Below are 14,600 nucleotides of genomic sequence, written 5' to 3' on the forward strand. Positions count from 1 at the left end.
GCATCGACGGCTCAGGCCGCCGCGCCCTCCTTGCGGCCGCTCGCCAGCACCGGCTCGGCCGCGAAACAGGCCGTCAGGTGGCCGTTCTCGCCGCCGGGCTCCGGGCGTTCGGTCGGACAGCGGTCGAAGGCGATCGGGCAGCGCGGGTTGAACACGCAGCCGCTCGGCGGATTGAACGGCGACGGCAACTCGCCCTTCAGGATGATGCGCTCCTTGCGGCGCTCGGGATCGGCCATCGGCGTCGCGGAGAGCAGCGCGCGCGTGTAGGGGTGGCGCGGGTCGGCGAACACCGCCTCGGTCGAGCCGTGCTCGGCGACGCGGCCGAGATACATGACCAGCACCTCGTCGGCGATGTGGCGCACGACCGACAGGTCGTGGCTGATAAAGACATAGGCGAGGCCGAACTCGTCCTGCAACTCGCCGAGCAGGTTCAGGATCTGCGCGCGTACCGAGACGTCGAGCGCGGAGACCGGCTCGTCGAGCACGACGATCTTCGGCCGGAGCATCAGCGCGCGCGCAATGGCGATGCGTTGGCGCTGGCCACCGGAGAACATGTGCGGATAGCGGTCGGCGAACTCGGGACGCAGGCCGACGCGCGCGATCATCGCGATCGCCGCCTCGCGCCGCTCGGCCGCGCTCATGCCGGTGTTGTTGACCAGCAGCGGTTCTTCGAGCGCGGCGCGGATGGTCTGGCGCGGGTTCAGCGAACCATAGGGGTTCTGGAACACCATCTGCACCGTCGGGCGCATCGCCTTGAGGCTCGCGCCGGCGATGCCGGTGACATCGCGGCCCTCGATCATCAGCCGGCCGGAGGTCGGCGGCTCGATCAGGGTGAGCATGCGGCCGAGCGTCGACTTGCCGGAGCCCGATTCACCGACGATCGCCAGCGTCTGTTTCGGCGCCAGCGTGAAGGAGATGCCGGCGACGGCCTTGACCGAACCGGTCGGGGCGAACAGGCCGCGGTTGACCGAATAGGTGCGCTGCAGGTCGACGGCCTCGAGCACGGGCGCGCCTGCGGCGGACGGGATGGTGCGGGTGTTGGTCATGCGGGCACCTTGGGGCTCACGGGGCGGCCCTCGACGAGCGGCGTGTGACAGAGCGCGCGGCCGAGCTCGGCCGGCGCTTTGACCGGCGGCGTCGTGCGGCAGAGATCGAAGGCATGGGCGCAGCGCGGCTCGAACAGGCAGCCGGGCGGCCGGTTGAACTGGCCAGGCACCATGCCGGGGATCGAGGGCAGCAGATCGGCGGTGGCGCGCTCGGGGAGGGCTGCGAGCAGCGCGGCGGTGTAGGGATGATGCGGGTCGCGGAACAGGTCGGCGGTCTTGGCCTCTTCGACCTGGCGGCCGGCGTACTGCACGATCACGCGTTCGGCGGTCTCGGCGACGACGCCCATGTCGTGGGTGATCAGCACCAGCGCCATGCCGCGCTCGTCGCGCAGCTTCAGAAGCAGGTCGAGGATCTGCGCCTGGATGGTCACGTCGAGCGCGGTGGTCGGCTCGTCGGCGATGAGCAGCTTCGGCGAACAGGCGATCGCCATGGCGATCATGACGCGCTGGCTCATGCCGCCGGAGAGCTGGTGCGGGAAGGCGGCGAGCCGGCGCTCGGGCTCGGGGATGCCGACCAGCGACAGGAGTTCGATGGAGCGGGCCTTGCGCTCGGCGCGGCCGAGACCGAGGTGGGTCTTCAGGGTCTCGCCGATCTGGAAGCCGACCGTGAAGCACGGGTTCAGCGACGTCATCGGCTCCTGAAAGATCATCGAGACGTCCTTGCCGATCACCCGCCGCCGTTCGCGCGGACTGAGCGTCAGCATGTCGACGCCCTCGAAGCGCATCTTCGAGGCCGAGACCCGCGCGGTCGGCGGCAGCAACCCCATGATCGCCAGCATCGACACCGACTTGCCGGAGCCGGATTCGCCGACGATCGAGACGATCTCGCGCGGATCGACGCTCAGCGACACGCCGTCGACCGCGCGGAACAGGCCGGAGCGGGTTTCGAAGTCGACGGAGAGGTTCTCGATTTCGAGCAGGGGCATGGGATTCTTTCCGATCAGCGCCTATATTGAGGTCATGTCGTCAATCAGAGATCATTTGGGAGGTCCGAGATGACCGGTCCGATCCGTCCCCTGGTCGATCGCCGCTGACGCGGGTGCCCGCTTCGCGGCGAGATGCAGGCCGTGGCTCATGCCATACCGTTCGATCGCATCCAGCGCCGCGAGCCCAGCTCCTTGTTGATCGTTCATGAGGGCGATCAGGTTTCGCACGTATTTCTGCTTTTCTTCTGCCGACTGTTCCAGGAACAGCGGGTGTTTGAGGTCGGCCGTGTACAGGTTCGACTGGCCGGCGAGCTTGTAGTAGAGCACGATCTCGTGGACGACCTCGACCGGCAGGATCGTCAGATCGTCCTTGATCGATGCGAATACGAAGTCGGTCTCGTCGGCCGGGCCGAACGGAACCGGGTTTGTCTCGGCGTAGCGGCTTTCCGAAGCCGTGGTCTGCAGCGACGCGGTCCGGGTTCCGGCGGCGATCTCGGCATGGAGAGCGGTGACGAGGTCGAGGGTTCGGTCGCGGCGGCGGCGCAGCTCCAAGAGCCGGGTCAGGCCGTTGGAAACGAGCAACCCAATCACCGCACTCAGAAGACCGACGATCGCCGTCTCCATCGCTCACCCCCGCTTCAGACGCGGATCGAGCGCATCGCGCAGGCCGTCGCCCATCAGGTTGATCGAGACGACCGTGATCAGAATCGCGAGGCCCGGCAGGGTCACGATCCACGGATCGGAGCGAATGAATTCGCGCGAGTCGGCCAGCATCGAGCCCCATTCCGGGATCGGCGGCTGGGCGCCGAGGCCGAGGAAGCCGAGCGCGGCGGCCTCGAGGATCGCATCGGAGACGCCGAGCGCGGCCTGCACCGTCAGCGGCGCGAGGCAGTTCGGCAGCACGGTCACGAACATCAGTCGCAGGCGCCCGACGCCGACCGTGCGGGCGGCGGTGACGTAATCCTTGCCGATCTCGGACAGCGCGGAGGCGCGCACCAGGCGGACGTAGCGCGGCAGATAGACCACCGTCACGGCCACGATCGTGTTGGTGAGGCTCGGGCCGAGCACGGCGACGACCAGGATCGCCAGCACGAGGCTCGGGATCGCGATGATCAGGTCCATCACGCGCATGATCGCCATGTCGGCCACGCCGCCGGCGAAGGCGGCGGTGAGGCCGAGCACGACGCCGATCACGACCGAGACGGACATCACCGCCACGCCGATGAACAGCGAGATGCGCGCGCCGTGGATCAGCCGCGAGAGCTGGTCGCGGCCGAGCGCGTCGGTGCCGAGCGCGAAGCGCCACTGGCCGCCGTCGTCCCAGACCGGCGGCAGCTTCACCACCTCGCGGTACTGCAGATAGGGCGAATGCGGCGCGACCCAATCGGCGAAGATCGCGAGCAGCGCGATCGCCACGATGATCACGAGCCCGGCGACGGCGCCGCGGTTTTCGGAGAACGAGCCCCAGAACTCGGCGAGCTGGCTCGGCGGCTTCGACGCGGGCGCGGCCGCGGGGGCTGCGGTCGTGTCAGCGGGCATGGCGGAGCCTCGGATTGATCAGGCCGTAGAGCATGTCGACGGCGAGGTTGACGACGATGACGATGGAGGAGATCAGCATGATGCCGCCCTGGAGCGCGGGATAGTCGCGGCGGGCGATGCTCTCGATCAGCCACTTGCCGATGCCGGGCCAGGAGAAGATCGTCTCGGTCAGCACAGCGCCGGCGAGCAGCGTGCCGATCTGCAGGCCGATCGAGGTCACGACCGGGATCATCGCGTTCCTGAGCGCATGGAGCCCGACGACGCGGAACGGCGACAGGCCTTTCGCCCGCGCCGTGCGCACGTAGTCCTCGGAGAGCACTTCAAGCATCGAGGAGCGCGTGATGCGCGCGATGACCGCGAGCGGCACCGTGCCGAGCACGATGGTCGGCAGGATCAGGTGATGCACCGCGTCACCGAAGGCGCCCTCCTGGCCGGAGAGCAGGCTGTCGATCAGCATGAAGCCGGTGACGGGATCGAAATAATACTGGATCGGATCGATGCGGCCGGAGACCGGGGTCAGGCCCCAGCGTTCGGAGACGAGCATGACCAGGAGCAGGCCCCACCAGAAGATCGGCATCGAGTAGCCGACCACCGAGCCGCCCATCACCACGTGATCGGCCGCGGTGCCGCGACGGACCGCGGCGATCACGCCGGCCGGCACGCCGATCACGACAGCGAACAGCATCGCCATGAGCGACAGTTCGACCGTCGCCGGGAACAGCGTGAAGAACTCGGTGGTGATCTTCTCCGAGGTCACGATCGAGGTGCCGAAATCGCCGTGCAGCAGATGCCAGACATAGTCGGCGAACTGCTTCCAGATCGGCTGGTCGAGGCCCATCTCGTGGCGGAGCAGGGCGAGGCGCTCGGGATCGATGCCGCGCTCGCCGCGACGGACCTCGACCGGATCGCCCGGCACCAGGCGGATCGCGACGAAGGTCACGAACATCAGGGCGAAGAAGGTCGGCAGCGTGAGCATCACGCGCCGGAGGAAGTACTTCAGCATCTCCGTCCCTTGTGTCGGGCTGTCGGGCCGGTGAGAGCGTCCAGCCGTCGGGTACGGCCGGGCGAGGGGTCGGGCGGACGACCGGGCCGGCGGGCGCGCTCCAGGCGGCGGCGTCTCGGATCCCGTGTGAATGGGCGGAACGTCTGGCCGGCTGCGGGCGGCCCGGATCGGCGATCCGGTGAAGCGCAGCGCATTAGCCAAAGGTATCAGGTCGCGCAAGGCCGGAGAAACGCCGTTTCCCGAAGAATCGGGTCACGTCGACGTGTTTTCCGCCGTTTCGCGGTGGATAAAGAGGTCCGGCGGGGCTCTTGCGAGCCCCGCCGGTCCAGGATCACTTCAGCTCGACGCCGTAGAACTCGTGGCGGCCGAACGGCGAGATCTTCCAGCCGACCACTTCCTTGCGCACCGGCTCGTAGACGACCGAGTGGGCGATGGTGAACTGCGGCGCCTCTTCCTTGGCGATGACCTGCATCTCCTCGTAGAGCTTGGTGCGCTCGGCCTTGTCGGAGATCGAGCGAGCCTTCACCAGGCGATCGTCGAACTCCTTGTTGCACCACTTCGACAGGTTCTGGCCGCCCGGACGGGCGCCGGCGCAGCCGAGCAGGAAGAAGAAGTTGTCCGGATCGCCGTTGTCGCCGGTCCAGCCGAGCTGGCCCGTCAGGTGCTCGCCCTGCTGCAGGCGCTTGCGGTACTCGCCCCACTCGTAGGACACGAGCTTGGCGTTGACGCCGACCTTGGAGAGGTCCGCCTGCATCATCTCGGCGATGCGCTTGGCGTTCGGGTTGTACGGACGCTGAACCGGCATCCACCACAGGTCGATGTCGAGCGGCGTCTTCACGCCCGCGTCGGCCAGCATCTTCTTGGCCTTCTCGGGATCGTACGGATAGTCCTGGATCTTGTCGTTGTAGCTCCAGATCGTCGGCGGGATGATGTTCTTGGCCGCCTGGCCGGCGCCCATGTACACGTCCTTGATGATCGCGGCCTTGTCGATCGCCATGGAGAAGGCCTGACGGACCTCCTTCTTGTCGAACGGCGGCTTCTGGGTGTTGAAGGCCCAGTAGGCGATGTTGAGGCCCGGCTGGTTCATCAGCACGAGGCTGCCGTCCTTCTTGATCTCCTCGAGATCGGCCGGACGCGGGGCGATCGCGACATGGCACTCGCCCTTCTTGAGCTTGGCGAGACGCGCGGTCGGGTCGGCGGTGATGGCGAAGACGAGATCGTCGATCTTGGCCTTGCCGCCCCAATAGGCATCAAACGCCTTGAAACGGATCACCGCGTCCTTCTGGTAGGTCACGAACTGGAACGGACCCGTGCCGACCGGGATCTGGTCGAACTGCTCCGGCTTGCCGGCCTTCAGCAGCATGTCGGCGTATTCGGCCGACTGGATCGTGCCGAAGTCCATGGCGAGGTTGGCCATGATCGGCGCCTGCGGCTCCTTGAGCTTCATGACGACGGTGTAGTCGTCCTTCTTCTCGAGGCTCTCGAGCAGCTTCGGCATGTCCATATCGTCGAAGTAGTCGTACTTGCCGCCCGAGACCTTGTGGTACGGGTGGTCGTCCTTCCACTGACGATTGAACGAGAACAGGACGTCGTCGGCGTTGAAGTCACGGGTCGGCTTGAAGCCGTTGACGCCCGAGTGCCACTTCACACCCTTGCGGAGATGGAACGTGATGGTCTTGCCGCCGTCGGTGATGTCCCACTTCTCGGCGAGACCCGGGACGACGGTGGTCGTGCCGCGCTCGAACTCGACGAGCTGGTTGAACACCGGGCGGGCGGCGTCAAACGACGTGCCGGTGGTGTTCAGCGCCGGCGTGAAGTTTTCCGGGCTGCCTTCCGAGCAGTAGACCAGGGTCTTGGCCGAAGCGCCGGTCATGCCGAGGGCCAGCATGGCCGCGAGGGTCGCGGCGCCGGCGAACAACGTCCGTTTCATTCGGATTCTCCTCTCCCAAATCGAAGTCCGACCGCCCCCTTGCGAGACGATCGTGCAGGCGACGGCCACTCTTTGGGCGACATTGCAGCGCGGCTTTGGGGAAATGCCGCGTCTGCGAAGCCGCTGGTCCGCCCGCGCTCGCAGCTATGCACGAGACGGGCCGGTCCGTCGCTCCTGATCGAACGATCAAATCCCAACCCGCGCGCGACCGCAACCCTGCCTGTCGCCAGACGCGGCCCTTGGATGACGTTTGGGGAATTCACCGGTTCAAGGCAGGTCGTGGGAGAGGGTCTTCCAGGCGTCGTCGGCCCGGCGCAGCCAATCGTCCGGGTCTTCCTGGAAGGTCGCGCGATTGGCTTCGGAGGCGAACATCAGCAGGCGACCGGCGTGGATGGCGAAGATCCGCGGGTCGCCGTCGGTGGCGCGATCCTGGGCGACCGCGACCGGGCAGCGGCCGCCGAAGGCCGGGGCGTAGATGGTCGGCGCGTCGCGGAAGGCGGCGAGATTGCCTTCGTTGCCGAAGGTCCAGGTGGTGCCGGCCCAGTCGTACTGGAACCGGGCCGAGCCCTGTTCCGGCTCGCCGTCGATGAAGTAGCCGACCGGATCGTAGCCGCCGAGCGCGATGCCGGTGAAAGGATCGGCGATGAAGCGGTAGTCGCCCGGCGCCAGCGCAGCCGGAGCCTCGACCTTCGGCTTCGGCACGATCTGCGGCAGGTTGCGATAGGACGGCTTCGGCGGCGGGGGCGGGGGCTTCTCCTCCTCTTCCTTCTTCTTGGTATCGGCGGCCGGTGCGTCGTGGCCGCCGCCGGCGTTGGCGAAGGCGCTCGGCGCTGCCGTGCCTGCCAGACCGAACAGGATCGCGGCGAGCACGAGCATCGCGAGCCGCGGACGCAGGGTCACGACGGCCGCGGGCACGGCCATCGGGGCGACGCCCGGCCGTCGCCGGGGTGTCGCCCGATTTCCGCTAAACTCTGCCGTCAGTGATTCGGTCTCGATCACGCTCGTGGCCCACCGGTCTTCCGATCGGTTCGAAGCGTGGCGGAGAAGAATGAGGCTCTCGTTAAGACGGGGGCGGCCGCGACCTCCGGTCCCGGGCCGTCGCATGCGCCGGGAGGTTCCGCGTCTGACGCGGGATGGCGCGGCGGCGGGCGAGGCCGGAGCGCGGTTCAACCAGCAAGCCGGGGACAAGACCATGGTCCATCATCTCCCGCGGGCGGTCCTTGCCGCGTTCGCGCTCAGTCTCGGGCTGGCCCTTGCCGGGCTCGGCGTCTCGGCCGCGCCGGCCCAGGCCCAGCAGGGCTACGGCAACACCTACTCGACGCCGGAACTGGTCCAGACCGGTCACAAGTTCTTCGGCAGCGCCGCGGGCGGGCTCGCGACCGTGATCGAGAAGGCGGTGTCGCAGTACGGCCAGCCGAACGGCTACGTGCTCGGCGAGGAGGGCGGCGGCGCGATCGTCGGCGGCCTGCGTTACGGCGAGGGCATGCTGCACACGCGCGACCGCGGCACCCACAAGGTGTTCTGGCAGGGCCCGTCGATCGGCTGGGATTTCGGCGGCGAAGGTTCGCGGACGATGATGCTCGTCTACAACCTGCCCTCGGTCGATGCGATCTTCCAGCGCTTTGGCGGGGTCGACGGCTCGCTCTACCTGATCGGCGGCTTCGGCATGACCGCGATGGTCGCCGGCAATGTCGTGGTCGTGCCGGTGCGCGCGGGCGTGGGTGCCCGGCTCGGCGCCAACATCGGCTACCTGAAGTTCACGCCGCAGGCGACCTGGAATCCGTTCTGAGCGCGAGGCCTTCGCGCCGGCGGTCCGCGACCGGCCCCGGCGCGAACCACGATCGAGAGCCCGCCGTCCGGTCCGTCGCGGGGCGGCGGTTTCAGCGCGGGCCGGCGCAACGGCCTCTGTTCTTTCAGCATCTGAAGGGATAAGCGTAGACGTCGGGCGCGTGGCGTCCGCCCCTCGTCGTCCGCGTGTGGATGCGGCGTCGATGGGATCCTGTCTGTCGCGGGACCGGGAAGCTTGATCGAGACGGCGCTCTATTTCGCGCTCGGCTTTCTCACGGCCGGGCTTCTGGCTCTGATGGTGATGCCGGCGATCTGGCGACGCGCGGTCAGGCTGACGCGTCGGCGCCTGGAAGCTTCGACGCCGCTGTCGCGCTCGGAGATCCAGGCCGAGAAGGATCGGCTGGCCGCCTCCTTCGCGATGACCACCCGGCGGCTCGAACTCGCGGCCGCCGACCTGCGCCGCAAGACCGCCGAGCACATGGCCGAGGCCGGCCGCCAGCGCGACGCCACCTTCCGCGCCGAGGACGAACGCGACGCGGCGCGTGCCCGCGTCGCCGAACTCGAGGACCGCGAGCGCGAACTCTCGGCCGCGATCGAGGCCCACGAAGCGGCCCTCGCCAAGGGCGCCGAGGCGGCGCAGGCGTCGGCGGACGAGCTCGTGGCCCGCGATCAGGCGCTCGCCGAACGCGAGGCGCGCATCGGCGCGCTGCTCGGCCAGATCGACGACCGCAACCTCGAAATCTCGACCCAGACGACCCGGATAGACTCGCTGACGGTACAGGTCGGCGACCTGCGCAAGGATCTGGCGACCACGCGCGAAAAACTGATCCGCGCCGAGAGCGAACTGGTCCAGCGCGACACTTCGCTCGCCTTGGAACGCGACAAGGTCGCGCGGCTCGAGGGGCAGGTCGCGCGGCTGGAGACCGAACTCGCCGACGCGCAGGACAATCTGGAGCGCAACATCCGCAACCTGTCGCGGGCGACCGAGGCGATCGCCGAGGCGGACGGGCGGATCAAGTCTCTCGACCGCCAGGTCGCCTATGCGCCGCGCCGGCCGGGGCACAACGAGGCGCCGGCGATCGAGGCGCTCGAGCGCCAGCGCCAGGAGCTCGAAGCGCGGCTGGCGGCGACCGCGGCCGAGCGCGACCGGCTCTCTGTCGCGCTCGAGGACGCACGCCGCTGGCGCGAGTTGCCCGCCGAAGCGTCGGCCCAGGCGGACAACGGCGTGTTGCGTAGAAGCTCGGCGACCTCGCCGCCGAGGTGGTGCGTCTGACCCGCGTCGTGCAGGGCGAGGGCTCGGAGGTGGCGCGGCTGGTCGCCGAAGCCCCGACCGAGCCTCGCTCCGGCCGCAAGAGCCTGATCGACCGCATCCGCGCGCTCGACACGCCCGCCGGGGGTGGCCGTGCCGGCGGTGGCGGCGTCCGGCCGCCGCGCGCCGAGGAGCGGGTCTGAGGCGGATCCGACCCGATCGGACGTCGGCGCGGCGCATCCCCCGACGTTCCGCGACCGATGGTTTGCAAGGGACCGAAAACGCGCTATCGCTCGGGTGAGGATCGCTTACCGACGATTCGTCGGCCGCGTCCGCGGCATCTTCCGCCGCTCCCTCGGATCCGCCCGTTTTTCGGGGCTGCCGTCTCCGTTTCGCGTCGGCGGTCGGTCCCATTGCCCATATGGCCGGATCCCGCCGCCGCCCGCCAGGGACGGATCACGGATCAGGCCGAGGAGCCTCGACCCATGCCCGACACGTCGGACATTGCCGCTCTCGACCTTGCGGCCCTGCTCGCCAGCCGCGTCTGCCACGACATCATCTCGCCCGTCGGTGCGATCACCAACGGCCTCGAAGTTCTCGAAGAAGAGAACAACGAGGAGATGCGCAGCTTCGCCATGGACCTGATCCGCAAGAGCGCGCGGCAGGCCTCCGCCAAGCTGCAGTTCGCACGGCTCGCCTTCGGTGCTGCCGGCTCGGCCGGTGCCGAGATCGATCTGGGCGACGCCGAGACGGTCACCAAGGGCTTCATGGCCGGCGAGAAGGCCAATCTCGAATGGACCGCCACGCGCGTCCTGATGCCGAAGAACCTGGTCAAGCTGCTGCTCAACCTGGTGCTGATCTCGACCCATGCGATCCCGCGCGGCGGCACGATCAAGCTCGACGTCGCCGGCGAGGCGGCGCGGCCGACCTTCACGCTGGTCTGCACGGGCATGAATTCGCGCATTCCGGCGCATGTCGAGGCGCTGCTCAAGGGGGAACTCGGCGATGCTCATCCGGATGCACACATGGTGCAGCCGATCTATGCCGGTCTGCTCGCCAAGGCTGCAGGCATGACCGTGACCGTCACGAAGGACGGCGATGCGGTGATCTTCAAGGCCGAGCCGCAGAATGTGCCGGCCGACGCAGCGGAAGCCTGAGCATAGCGCCGTTTTCGACCACGCGCCCGGCGATCTCATTTGCCGGGCGACATTGCTCCGGATCAACGATTGTTACGACCTTAGTCGGTGGAATAATCGGAGCATATCTAGGATTTCAGGGTTACACTTTCTTCAGCTTGCGTTCACCAATTGAGCGACCGTTTTGAATGGTCGCCACCGGCAAGCCTCTCTTAACTCTTTCTCCCGATACTGGCCTCTGCGGAAGGTTGCCTGCTTGGAAAAGGCGATCCGTCGAGGACAAGGCAGGGTTAGAGAGCCATGGACGATCTGCTTCGTGAATTCCTGACGGAAACGAACGAGAGCCTCGATGTGGTCGACGTCGAACTCGTGAAGTTCGAACAAGATCCCAACAACGCGAAGATCCTCGACAACATCTTCCGCCTCGTCCACACGATCAAGGGCACCTGCGGCTTCCTCGGGTTGCCGCGCCTGGAGGCGATCGCCCACGCCGCCGAGACCCTGATGGGCAAGTTCCGCGACGGCGTGCCGGTCACGCCGCAGGCGGTGACGCTGGTTCTGCAGTCGATCGACCGGATCAAGGGGCTCGTCGCCGATCTCGAGGCGACCGAGACAGAGCCGGCCGGCTCCGACGACGACCTGATCAAGGAACTCGAGCGCATGTCCGAGGGTGGCGCGGCCGCGGCCGCGGCCGCCGCGGGCCTCATGGCCGCCGAGAAGTCCGCCCCGAAGGCCGCCGAGCCGCCGAGCCATACCGAGGGCAGCCTGGTTTTCCAGGTACTCGAGCGCCAGCTGCGTCCGGGCGAAGTGTCGCTCGACGAGCTCGAGCGCGCCTTCCGCGAGACCGCCGCCGAGGCTGCGCCGGTCGCCGAGGCGCCCGCGCCGGCCGCCGAAGCCGCTCCCGCGCCGCAGGCCAAGGCCGCACCGGCCCGCCGCGAGGCGAAGAAGGTCGAGGATCCCGAGAAGGATCCGGCCAGCGGTTCCGTCGCCACCCAGACGATCCGCGTCTCGGTCGAGACGCTCGAACACCTGATGACCATGGTCTCGGAGCTGGTGCTGACCCGCAACCAGCTCCTGGAGATCGTGCGCCGTCACGAGGACAGCGAGTTCAAGGTGCCGCTGCAGCGGCTGTCGAACGTGACCGCCGAACTGCAGGAAGGCGTCATGAAGACGCGCATGCAGCCGATCGGCAACGCCTGGCAGAAGCTGCCGCGCGTCGTCCGCGACCTCGCGCAGGAACTCGGCAAGCACATCGAACTGGAGATGGTCGGCCAGGATACCGAGCTCGACCGCCAGGTGCTCGAGCTGATCAAGGATCCGCTGACCCATATGGTCCGCAACTCGGCGGACCATGGCCTCGAGACGCCGGAGATCCGCAAGGAGAACGGCAAGGCCGAGAAGGGCGTGATCCGCCTGTCCGCCTATCACGAGGGCGGCCACATCATCATCGAGATCTCCGACGACGGTCGCGGTCTCAACGCCGAGAAGATCAAGGCCAAGGCGATCGAGAACGGGCTCGCGACCGAGTTCGAACTCGAGAAGATGACCGAGCAGCAGATCAACAAGTTCATCTTCGCGCCGGGCTTCTCGACGGCCGCCAAGGTCACGAACGTGTCGGGTCGCGGCGTCGGCATGGACGTCGTCAAGACCAACATCGACGCGATCGGCGGTACGATCGACCTGAAGAGCGTGCAGGGCCAGGGCACGACCTTCACCATCAAGATCCCGCTGACCCTCGCCATCGTCTCGACGCTGATCGTCGAGAGCGCCGGCGACCGCTTCGCGATCCCGCAGCTCTCGGTCGTCGAACTGGTCCGCGCGCAGTCGAACTCCGAGCACCGCATCGAGCGCATCCGCGACACGCCGGTGCTGCGCCTGCGCAACAAGCTGCTGCCGCTCGTCCATCTGCAGAAGCTGCTCGACATCACCCATCGTGACGTCAACCACGTGGAGAAGGGCGACGACGACGGCTTCATCGTCGTGATGCAGGTCGGCAGCCAGACCTTCGGCGTCGTGGTCGACGCGGTCTTCCACACGGAAGAAATCGTGGTCAAGCCGATGTCGACCATGCTGCGTCATATCAACATGTTCTCCGGCAACACGATCCTCGGCGACGGCTCGGTGATCATGATCGTCGATCCGAACGGCGTCGCCCAGGCGATCGGCACCTCGGCCGCAGCGACCCAGCTCGACAAGCAGCAGGTCGAGGAGGAGCGCGCCCGCGACGACACCGCGCTCGTCTCGCTGCTCCTGTTCCGCGCCGGTTCCGAGCATCCGAAGGCGGTGCCGCTGTCGCTGGTCACGCGTCTCGAGGAGTTCGCGGTCGACAAGATCGAGCATTCGAACGGCCGCGATCTGGTCCAGTACCGCGGTTCGCTGATGCCGCTCGTCTACTTCGACGAATATGCGCAGCGCCGCACCGAGGGCAGCCTGCCGATGCTGGTGTTCTCGGACGCCGGCCGCACCATGGGCCTGGTCGTCGACGAGATCATCGACATCGTCGAGGACCGTCTGGAGATCGAGGTCGGCTCGGAGCGTCCGGGCGTGCTCGGCTCGGCGGTCATCAAGGGCCGGGCGACCGAGGTCATCGACATCGGCCACTTCCTGCCGCAGGCCTTCGAGGACTGGTTCCGCCGCAAGGAACTCGACGTCCAGATGCTGAACCGCTCGCTCTTGTTCATCGACGATGCCGCGTTCTTCCGCAACATGCTCGGCCCGGTGCTGAAGGCGGCCGGTTACTCGGTCACCACCTGCGAGAGCGCCAAGGATGCGCTGAAGCTGCTCGACGACGGCCGCCGGTTCGACGTCATCGTCTCCGACATCGAGATGCCGGAAATGAACGGCTTCGAGTTCGCCGAGGCGGTGAAGCGCAATCCGCGCCTGCGCTCGACGCCGGTGCTGGCGCTGTCGGCGCACTGCACGCCGGCCTCGATCGAGCGTGGCCGTCAGGCCGGCTTCGACGACTACATCGCCAAGTTCGACCGTCCGGGCCTGATCGCGGCCCTGAAGGAAGTCACCACCTACGAGCTCGGAGTCGCGGCATGAGCGACGAAATCAACGCCCTGGCCGAAAGCGTCCAGTACGTCACCGTCGTGATCGGCGGCCAGTTGTTCGGATTGCCGATCGAGCGCGTCCACGACGTGTTCGTGCCGGAGTCGGTGACGCGCGTGCCGCTGTCGCGCCCGGAGATCGCGGGCGTGCTGAACCTGCGCGGCCGCATCGTGACCGCCATCGACATGCGCCGGCGGCTGCATCTGCCGCCGCGCGAGGGCCAGAACACGCTGATGGCCGTCGGCATCGAGCACAAGGGCGAGTCCTATGGACTGCTGATCGACAACGTCGGCGAGGTGCTGACGCTGCCGACCGCCGGCCGCGAGCCGAACCCGGTGAACCTCGACGGCCGCTGGGCCACGATCTCCGACGGCGTGCACCGGCTCAACGGTCAGCTCATGGTGATCCTCGACGTCGACCGCGTGCTCGGCGGCATGCACGAGTCGCTGGCGGCCTGACGCGCCGCGGTTTCCTCACTCCGCCCAGGCAGGAGCGACGCCCATGAAGAACTGTCTCGTCGTCGACGACTCGAGCGTGATCCGCAAGGTCGCCCGACGCATCCTTGAAGACCTGTCGTTCGACATCACCGAGGCCGAGGACGGTCAGCAGGCGCTCGACCTCTGCCGTCGCGCCATGCCGGACGCCATCCTGCTCGACTGGAACATGCCGGTCATGGACGGACTGGAGTTCCTCGGCGCGCTTCGGCGCGAGCCCGGCGGTCACACGCCGAAGGTGGTGTTCTGCACGACCGAGAACGACATCGCGCATATTGCACGTGCGATGCGGGCCGGTGCCGACGAGTACATCATGAAGCCCTTCGATCGCGAGATCGTCGAAGCGAAATTCGCCGAGGTCGGCCTGATCTGAGGCTT

14 protein-coding genes are annotated in these 14,600 nt (G+C 67.7%); 7 read left to right on the forward strand and 7 right to left on the reverse strand.

The window, feature by feature from the left end:
* Nucleotides 1-11: 11 nt before the first annotated feature.
* The 7 genes from ABS361_01285 to ABS361_01315 all read right to left on the reverse strand — a co-directional run bounded on the left by ABS361_01285 (nucleotide 12) and on the right by ABS361_01315 (nucleotide 7,425).
* Complete coding sequence (locus ABS361_01285) at nucleotides 12-1,046, reverse strand: dipeptide ABC transporter ATP-binding protein (GenBank protein XBY44968.1); 1,035 nt, start codon at nucleotides 1,044-1,046, stop codon at nucleotides 12-14.
* On the reverse strand, nucleotides 1,043-2,032 hold the full coding sequence (locus tag ABS361_01290) for an ABC transporter ATP-binding protein (protein XBY44969.1): 990 nt from the start codon (nucleotides 2,030-2,032) through the stop codon (nucleotides 1,043-1,045). Before ABS361_01290 ends, ABS361_01285 begins: the two co-directional genes overlap by 4 nt.
* 51 nt (nucleotides 2,033-2,083) lie before the next feature.
* Nucleotides 2,084-2,656, reverse strand: a complete 573-nt coding sequence (locus ABS361_01295; protein ID XBY44970.1) for a hypothetical protein — start codon at nucleotides 2,654-2,656, stop codon at nucleotides 2,084-2,086.
* A 3-nt stretch (nucleotides 2,657-2,659) separates the two neighbouring features.
* Nucleotides 2,660-3,571 carry an ABC transporter permease subunit gene (locus ABS361_01300; protein XBY44971.1) on the reverse strand — a complete coding sequence of 304 codons (912 nt, stop codon included), beginning with the start codon at nucleotides 3,569-3,571 and terminating at the stop codon, nucleotides 2,660-2,662.
* The gene (locus ABS361_01305; protein ID XBY44972.1) at nucleotides 3,561-4,574 is read right to left on the reverse strand and encodes an ABC transporter permease subunit; all 1,014 of its coding nucleotides are present in this window, start codon (nucleotides 4,572-4,574) and stop codon (nucleotides 3,561-3,563) included. The genes ABS361_01300 and ABS361_01305 overlap by 11 nt, the downstream gene beginning before the upstream one ends.
* A 331-nt stretch (nucleotides 4,575-4,905) precedes the next feature.
* Nucleotides 4,906-6,462: an ABC transporter substrate-binding protein gene (locus ABS361_01310; GenBank protein XBY46770.1), complete on the reverse strand. Its 1,557-nt coding sequence runs from the start codon at nucleotides 6,460-6,462 to the stop codon at nucleotides 4,906-4,908.
* 309 nt (nucleotides 6,463-6,771) lie between these two features.
* Nucleotides 6,772-7,425: a YHS domain-containing (seleno)protein gene (locus ABS361_01315; GenBank protein XBY44973.1), complete on the reverse strand. Its 654-nt coding sequence runs from the start codon at nucleotides 7,423-7,425 to the stop codon at nucleotides 6,772-6,774.
* 271 nt (nucleotides 7,426-7,696) lie between these two features.
* Here ABS361_01315 and ABS361_01320 point away from each other — a divergent pair, with 271 nt between their 5' ends.
* From ABS361_01320 to ABS361_01350, 7 genes are all read left to right on the forward strand, one after another.
* Nucleotides 7,697-8,293: a DUF1134 domain-containing protein gene (locus ABS361_01320; GenBank protein XBY44974.1), complete on the forward strand. Its 597-nt coding sequence runs from the start codon at nucleotides 7,697-7,699 to the stop codon at nucleotides 8,291-8,293.
* 234 nt (nucleotides 8,294-8,527) lie between these two features.
* Nucleotides 8,528-9,565, forward strand: a complete 1,038-nt coding sequence (locus tag ABS361_01325) for a hypothetical protein (protein XBY44975.1) — start codon at nucleotides 8,528-8,530, stop codon at nucleotides 9,563-9,565.
* Nucleotides 9,553-9,744, forward strand: a complete 192-nt coding sequence (locus ABS361_01330) for a hypothetical protein (GenBank protein XBY44976.1) — start codon at nucleotides 9,553-9,555, stop codon at nucleotides 9,742-9,744. Before ABS361_01325 ends, ABS361_01330 begins: the two co-directional genes overlap by 13 nt.
* Nucleotides 9,745-10,026: 282 nt before the next feature.
* On the forward strand, nucleotides 10,027-10,698 hold the full coding sequence (chpT, locus tag ABS361_01335) for a histidine phosphotransferase ChpT (GenBank protein XBY44977.1): 672 nt from the start codon (nucleotides 10,027-10,029) through the stop codon (nucleotides 10,696-10,698).
* Between the two features lie 279 nt (nucleotides 10,699-10,977).
* Nucleotides 10,978-13,722 (forward strand): chemotaxis protein CheW, encoded by a 2,745-nt coding sequence (locus ABS361_01340; GenBank protein ID XBY44978.1) that lies wholly within the window; start codon nucleotides 10,978-10,980, stop codon nucleotides 13,720-13,722.
* A complete protein-coding gene (locus tag ABS361_01345; protein XBY44979.1) occupies nucleotides 13,719-14,186 on the forward strand; it encodes a chemotaxis protein CheW in 468 nt (155 codons plus the stop codon). Before ABS361_01340 ends, ABS361_01345 begins: the two co-directional genes overlap by 4 nt.
* 43 nt (nucleotides 14,187-14,229) lie before the next feature.
* Nucleotides 14,230-14,595: a response regulator gene (locus tag ABS361_01350; protein ID XBY44980.1), complete on the forward strand. Its 366-nt coding sequence runs from the start codon at nucleotides 14,230-14,232 to the stop codon at nucleotides 14,593-14,595.
* The last annotated feature ends 5 nt before the right edge of the window (nucleotides 14,596-14,600 follow it).

The organism is Ancalomicrobiaceae bacterium S20, from assembly GCA_040269895.1.
GTDB lineage: Bacteria > Pseudomonadota > Alphaproteobacteria > Rhizobiales > Ancalomicrobiaceae > Methyloraptor > Methyloraptor flagellatus.

Excerpts from the sequence above, each read along its gene's own strand:
- ABS361_01285 (XBY44968.1), bottom strand. The coding sequence starts at position 1,046 with ATGACCAACACCCGCACCATCCCGTCCGCCGCAGGCGCGCCCGTGCTC.
- ABS361_01290 (XBY44969.1), bottom strand. The coding sequence starts at position 2,032 with ATGCCCCTGCTCGAAATCGAGAACCTCTCCGTCGACTTCGAAACCCGC.
- ABS361_01295 (XBY44970.1), bottom strand. The coding sequence starts at position 2,656 with ATGGAGACGGCGATCGTCGGTCTTCTGAGTGCGGTGATTGGGTTGCTC.
- ABS361_01300 (XBY44971.1), bottom strand. The coding sequence starts at position 3,571 with ATGCCCGCTGACACGACCGCAGCCCCCGCGGCCGCGCCCGCGTCGAAG.
- ABS361_01305 (XBY44972.1), bottom strand. The coding sequence starts at position 4,574 with ATGCTGAAGTACTTCCTCCGGCGCGTGATGCTCACGCTGCCGACCTTC.
- ABS361_01310 (XBY46770.1), bottom strand. The coding sequence starts at position 6,462 with ATGCTGGCCCTCGGCATGACCGGCGCTTCGGCCAAGACCCTGGTCTAC.
- ABS361_01315 (XBY44973.1), bottom strand. The coding sequence starts at position 7,425 with ATGGCCGTGCCCGCGGCCGTCGTGACCCTGCGTCCGCGGCTCGCGATG.
- ABS361_01320 (XBY44974.1), top strand. The coding sequence starts at position 7,697 with ATGGTCCATCATCTCCCGCGGGCGGTCCTTGCCGCGTTCGCGCTCAGT.
- chpT (XBY44977.1), top strand. The coding sequence starts at position 10,027 with ATGCCCGACACGTCGGACATTGCCGCTCTCGACCTTGCGGCCCTGCTC.
- ABS361_01340 (XBY44978.1), top strand. The coding sequence starts at position 10,978 with ATGGACGATCTGCTTCGTGAATTCCTGACGGAAACGAACGAGAGCCTC.
- ABS361_01345 (XBY44979.1), top strand. The coding sequence starts at position 13,719 with ATGAGCGACGAAATCAACGCCCTGGCCGAAAGCGTCCAGTACGTCACC.
- ABS361_01350 (XBY44980.1), top strand. The coding sequence starts at position 14,230 with ATGAAGAACTGTCTCGTCGTCGACGACTCGAGCGTGATCCGCAAGGTC.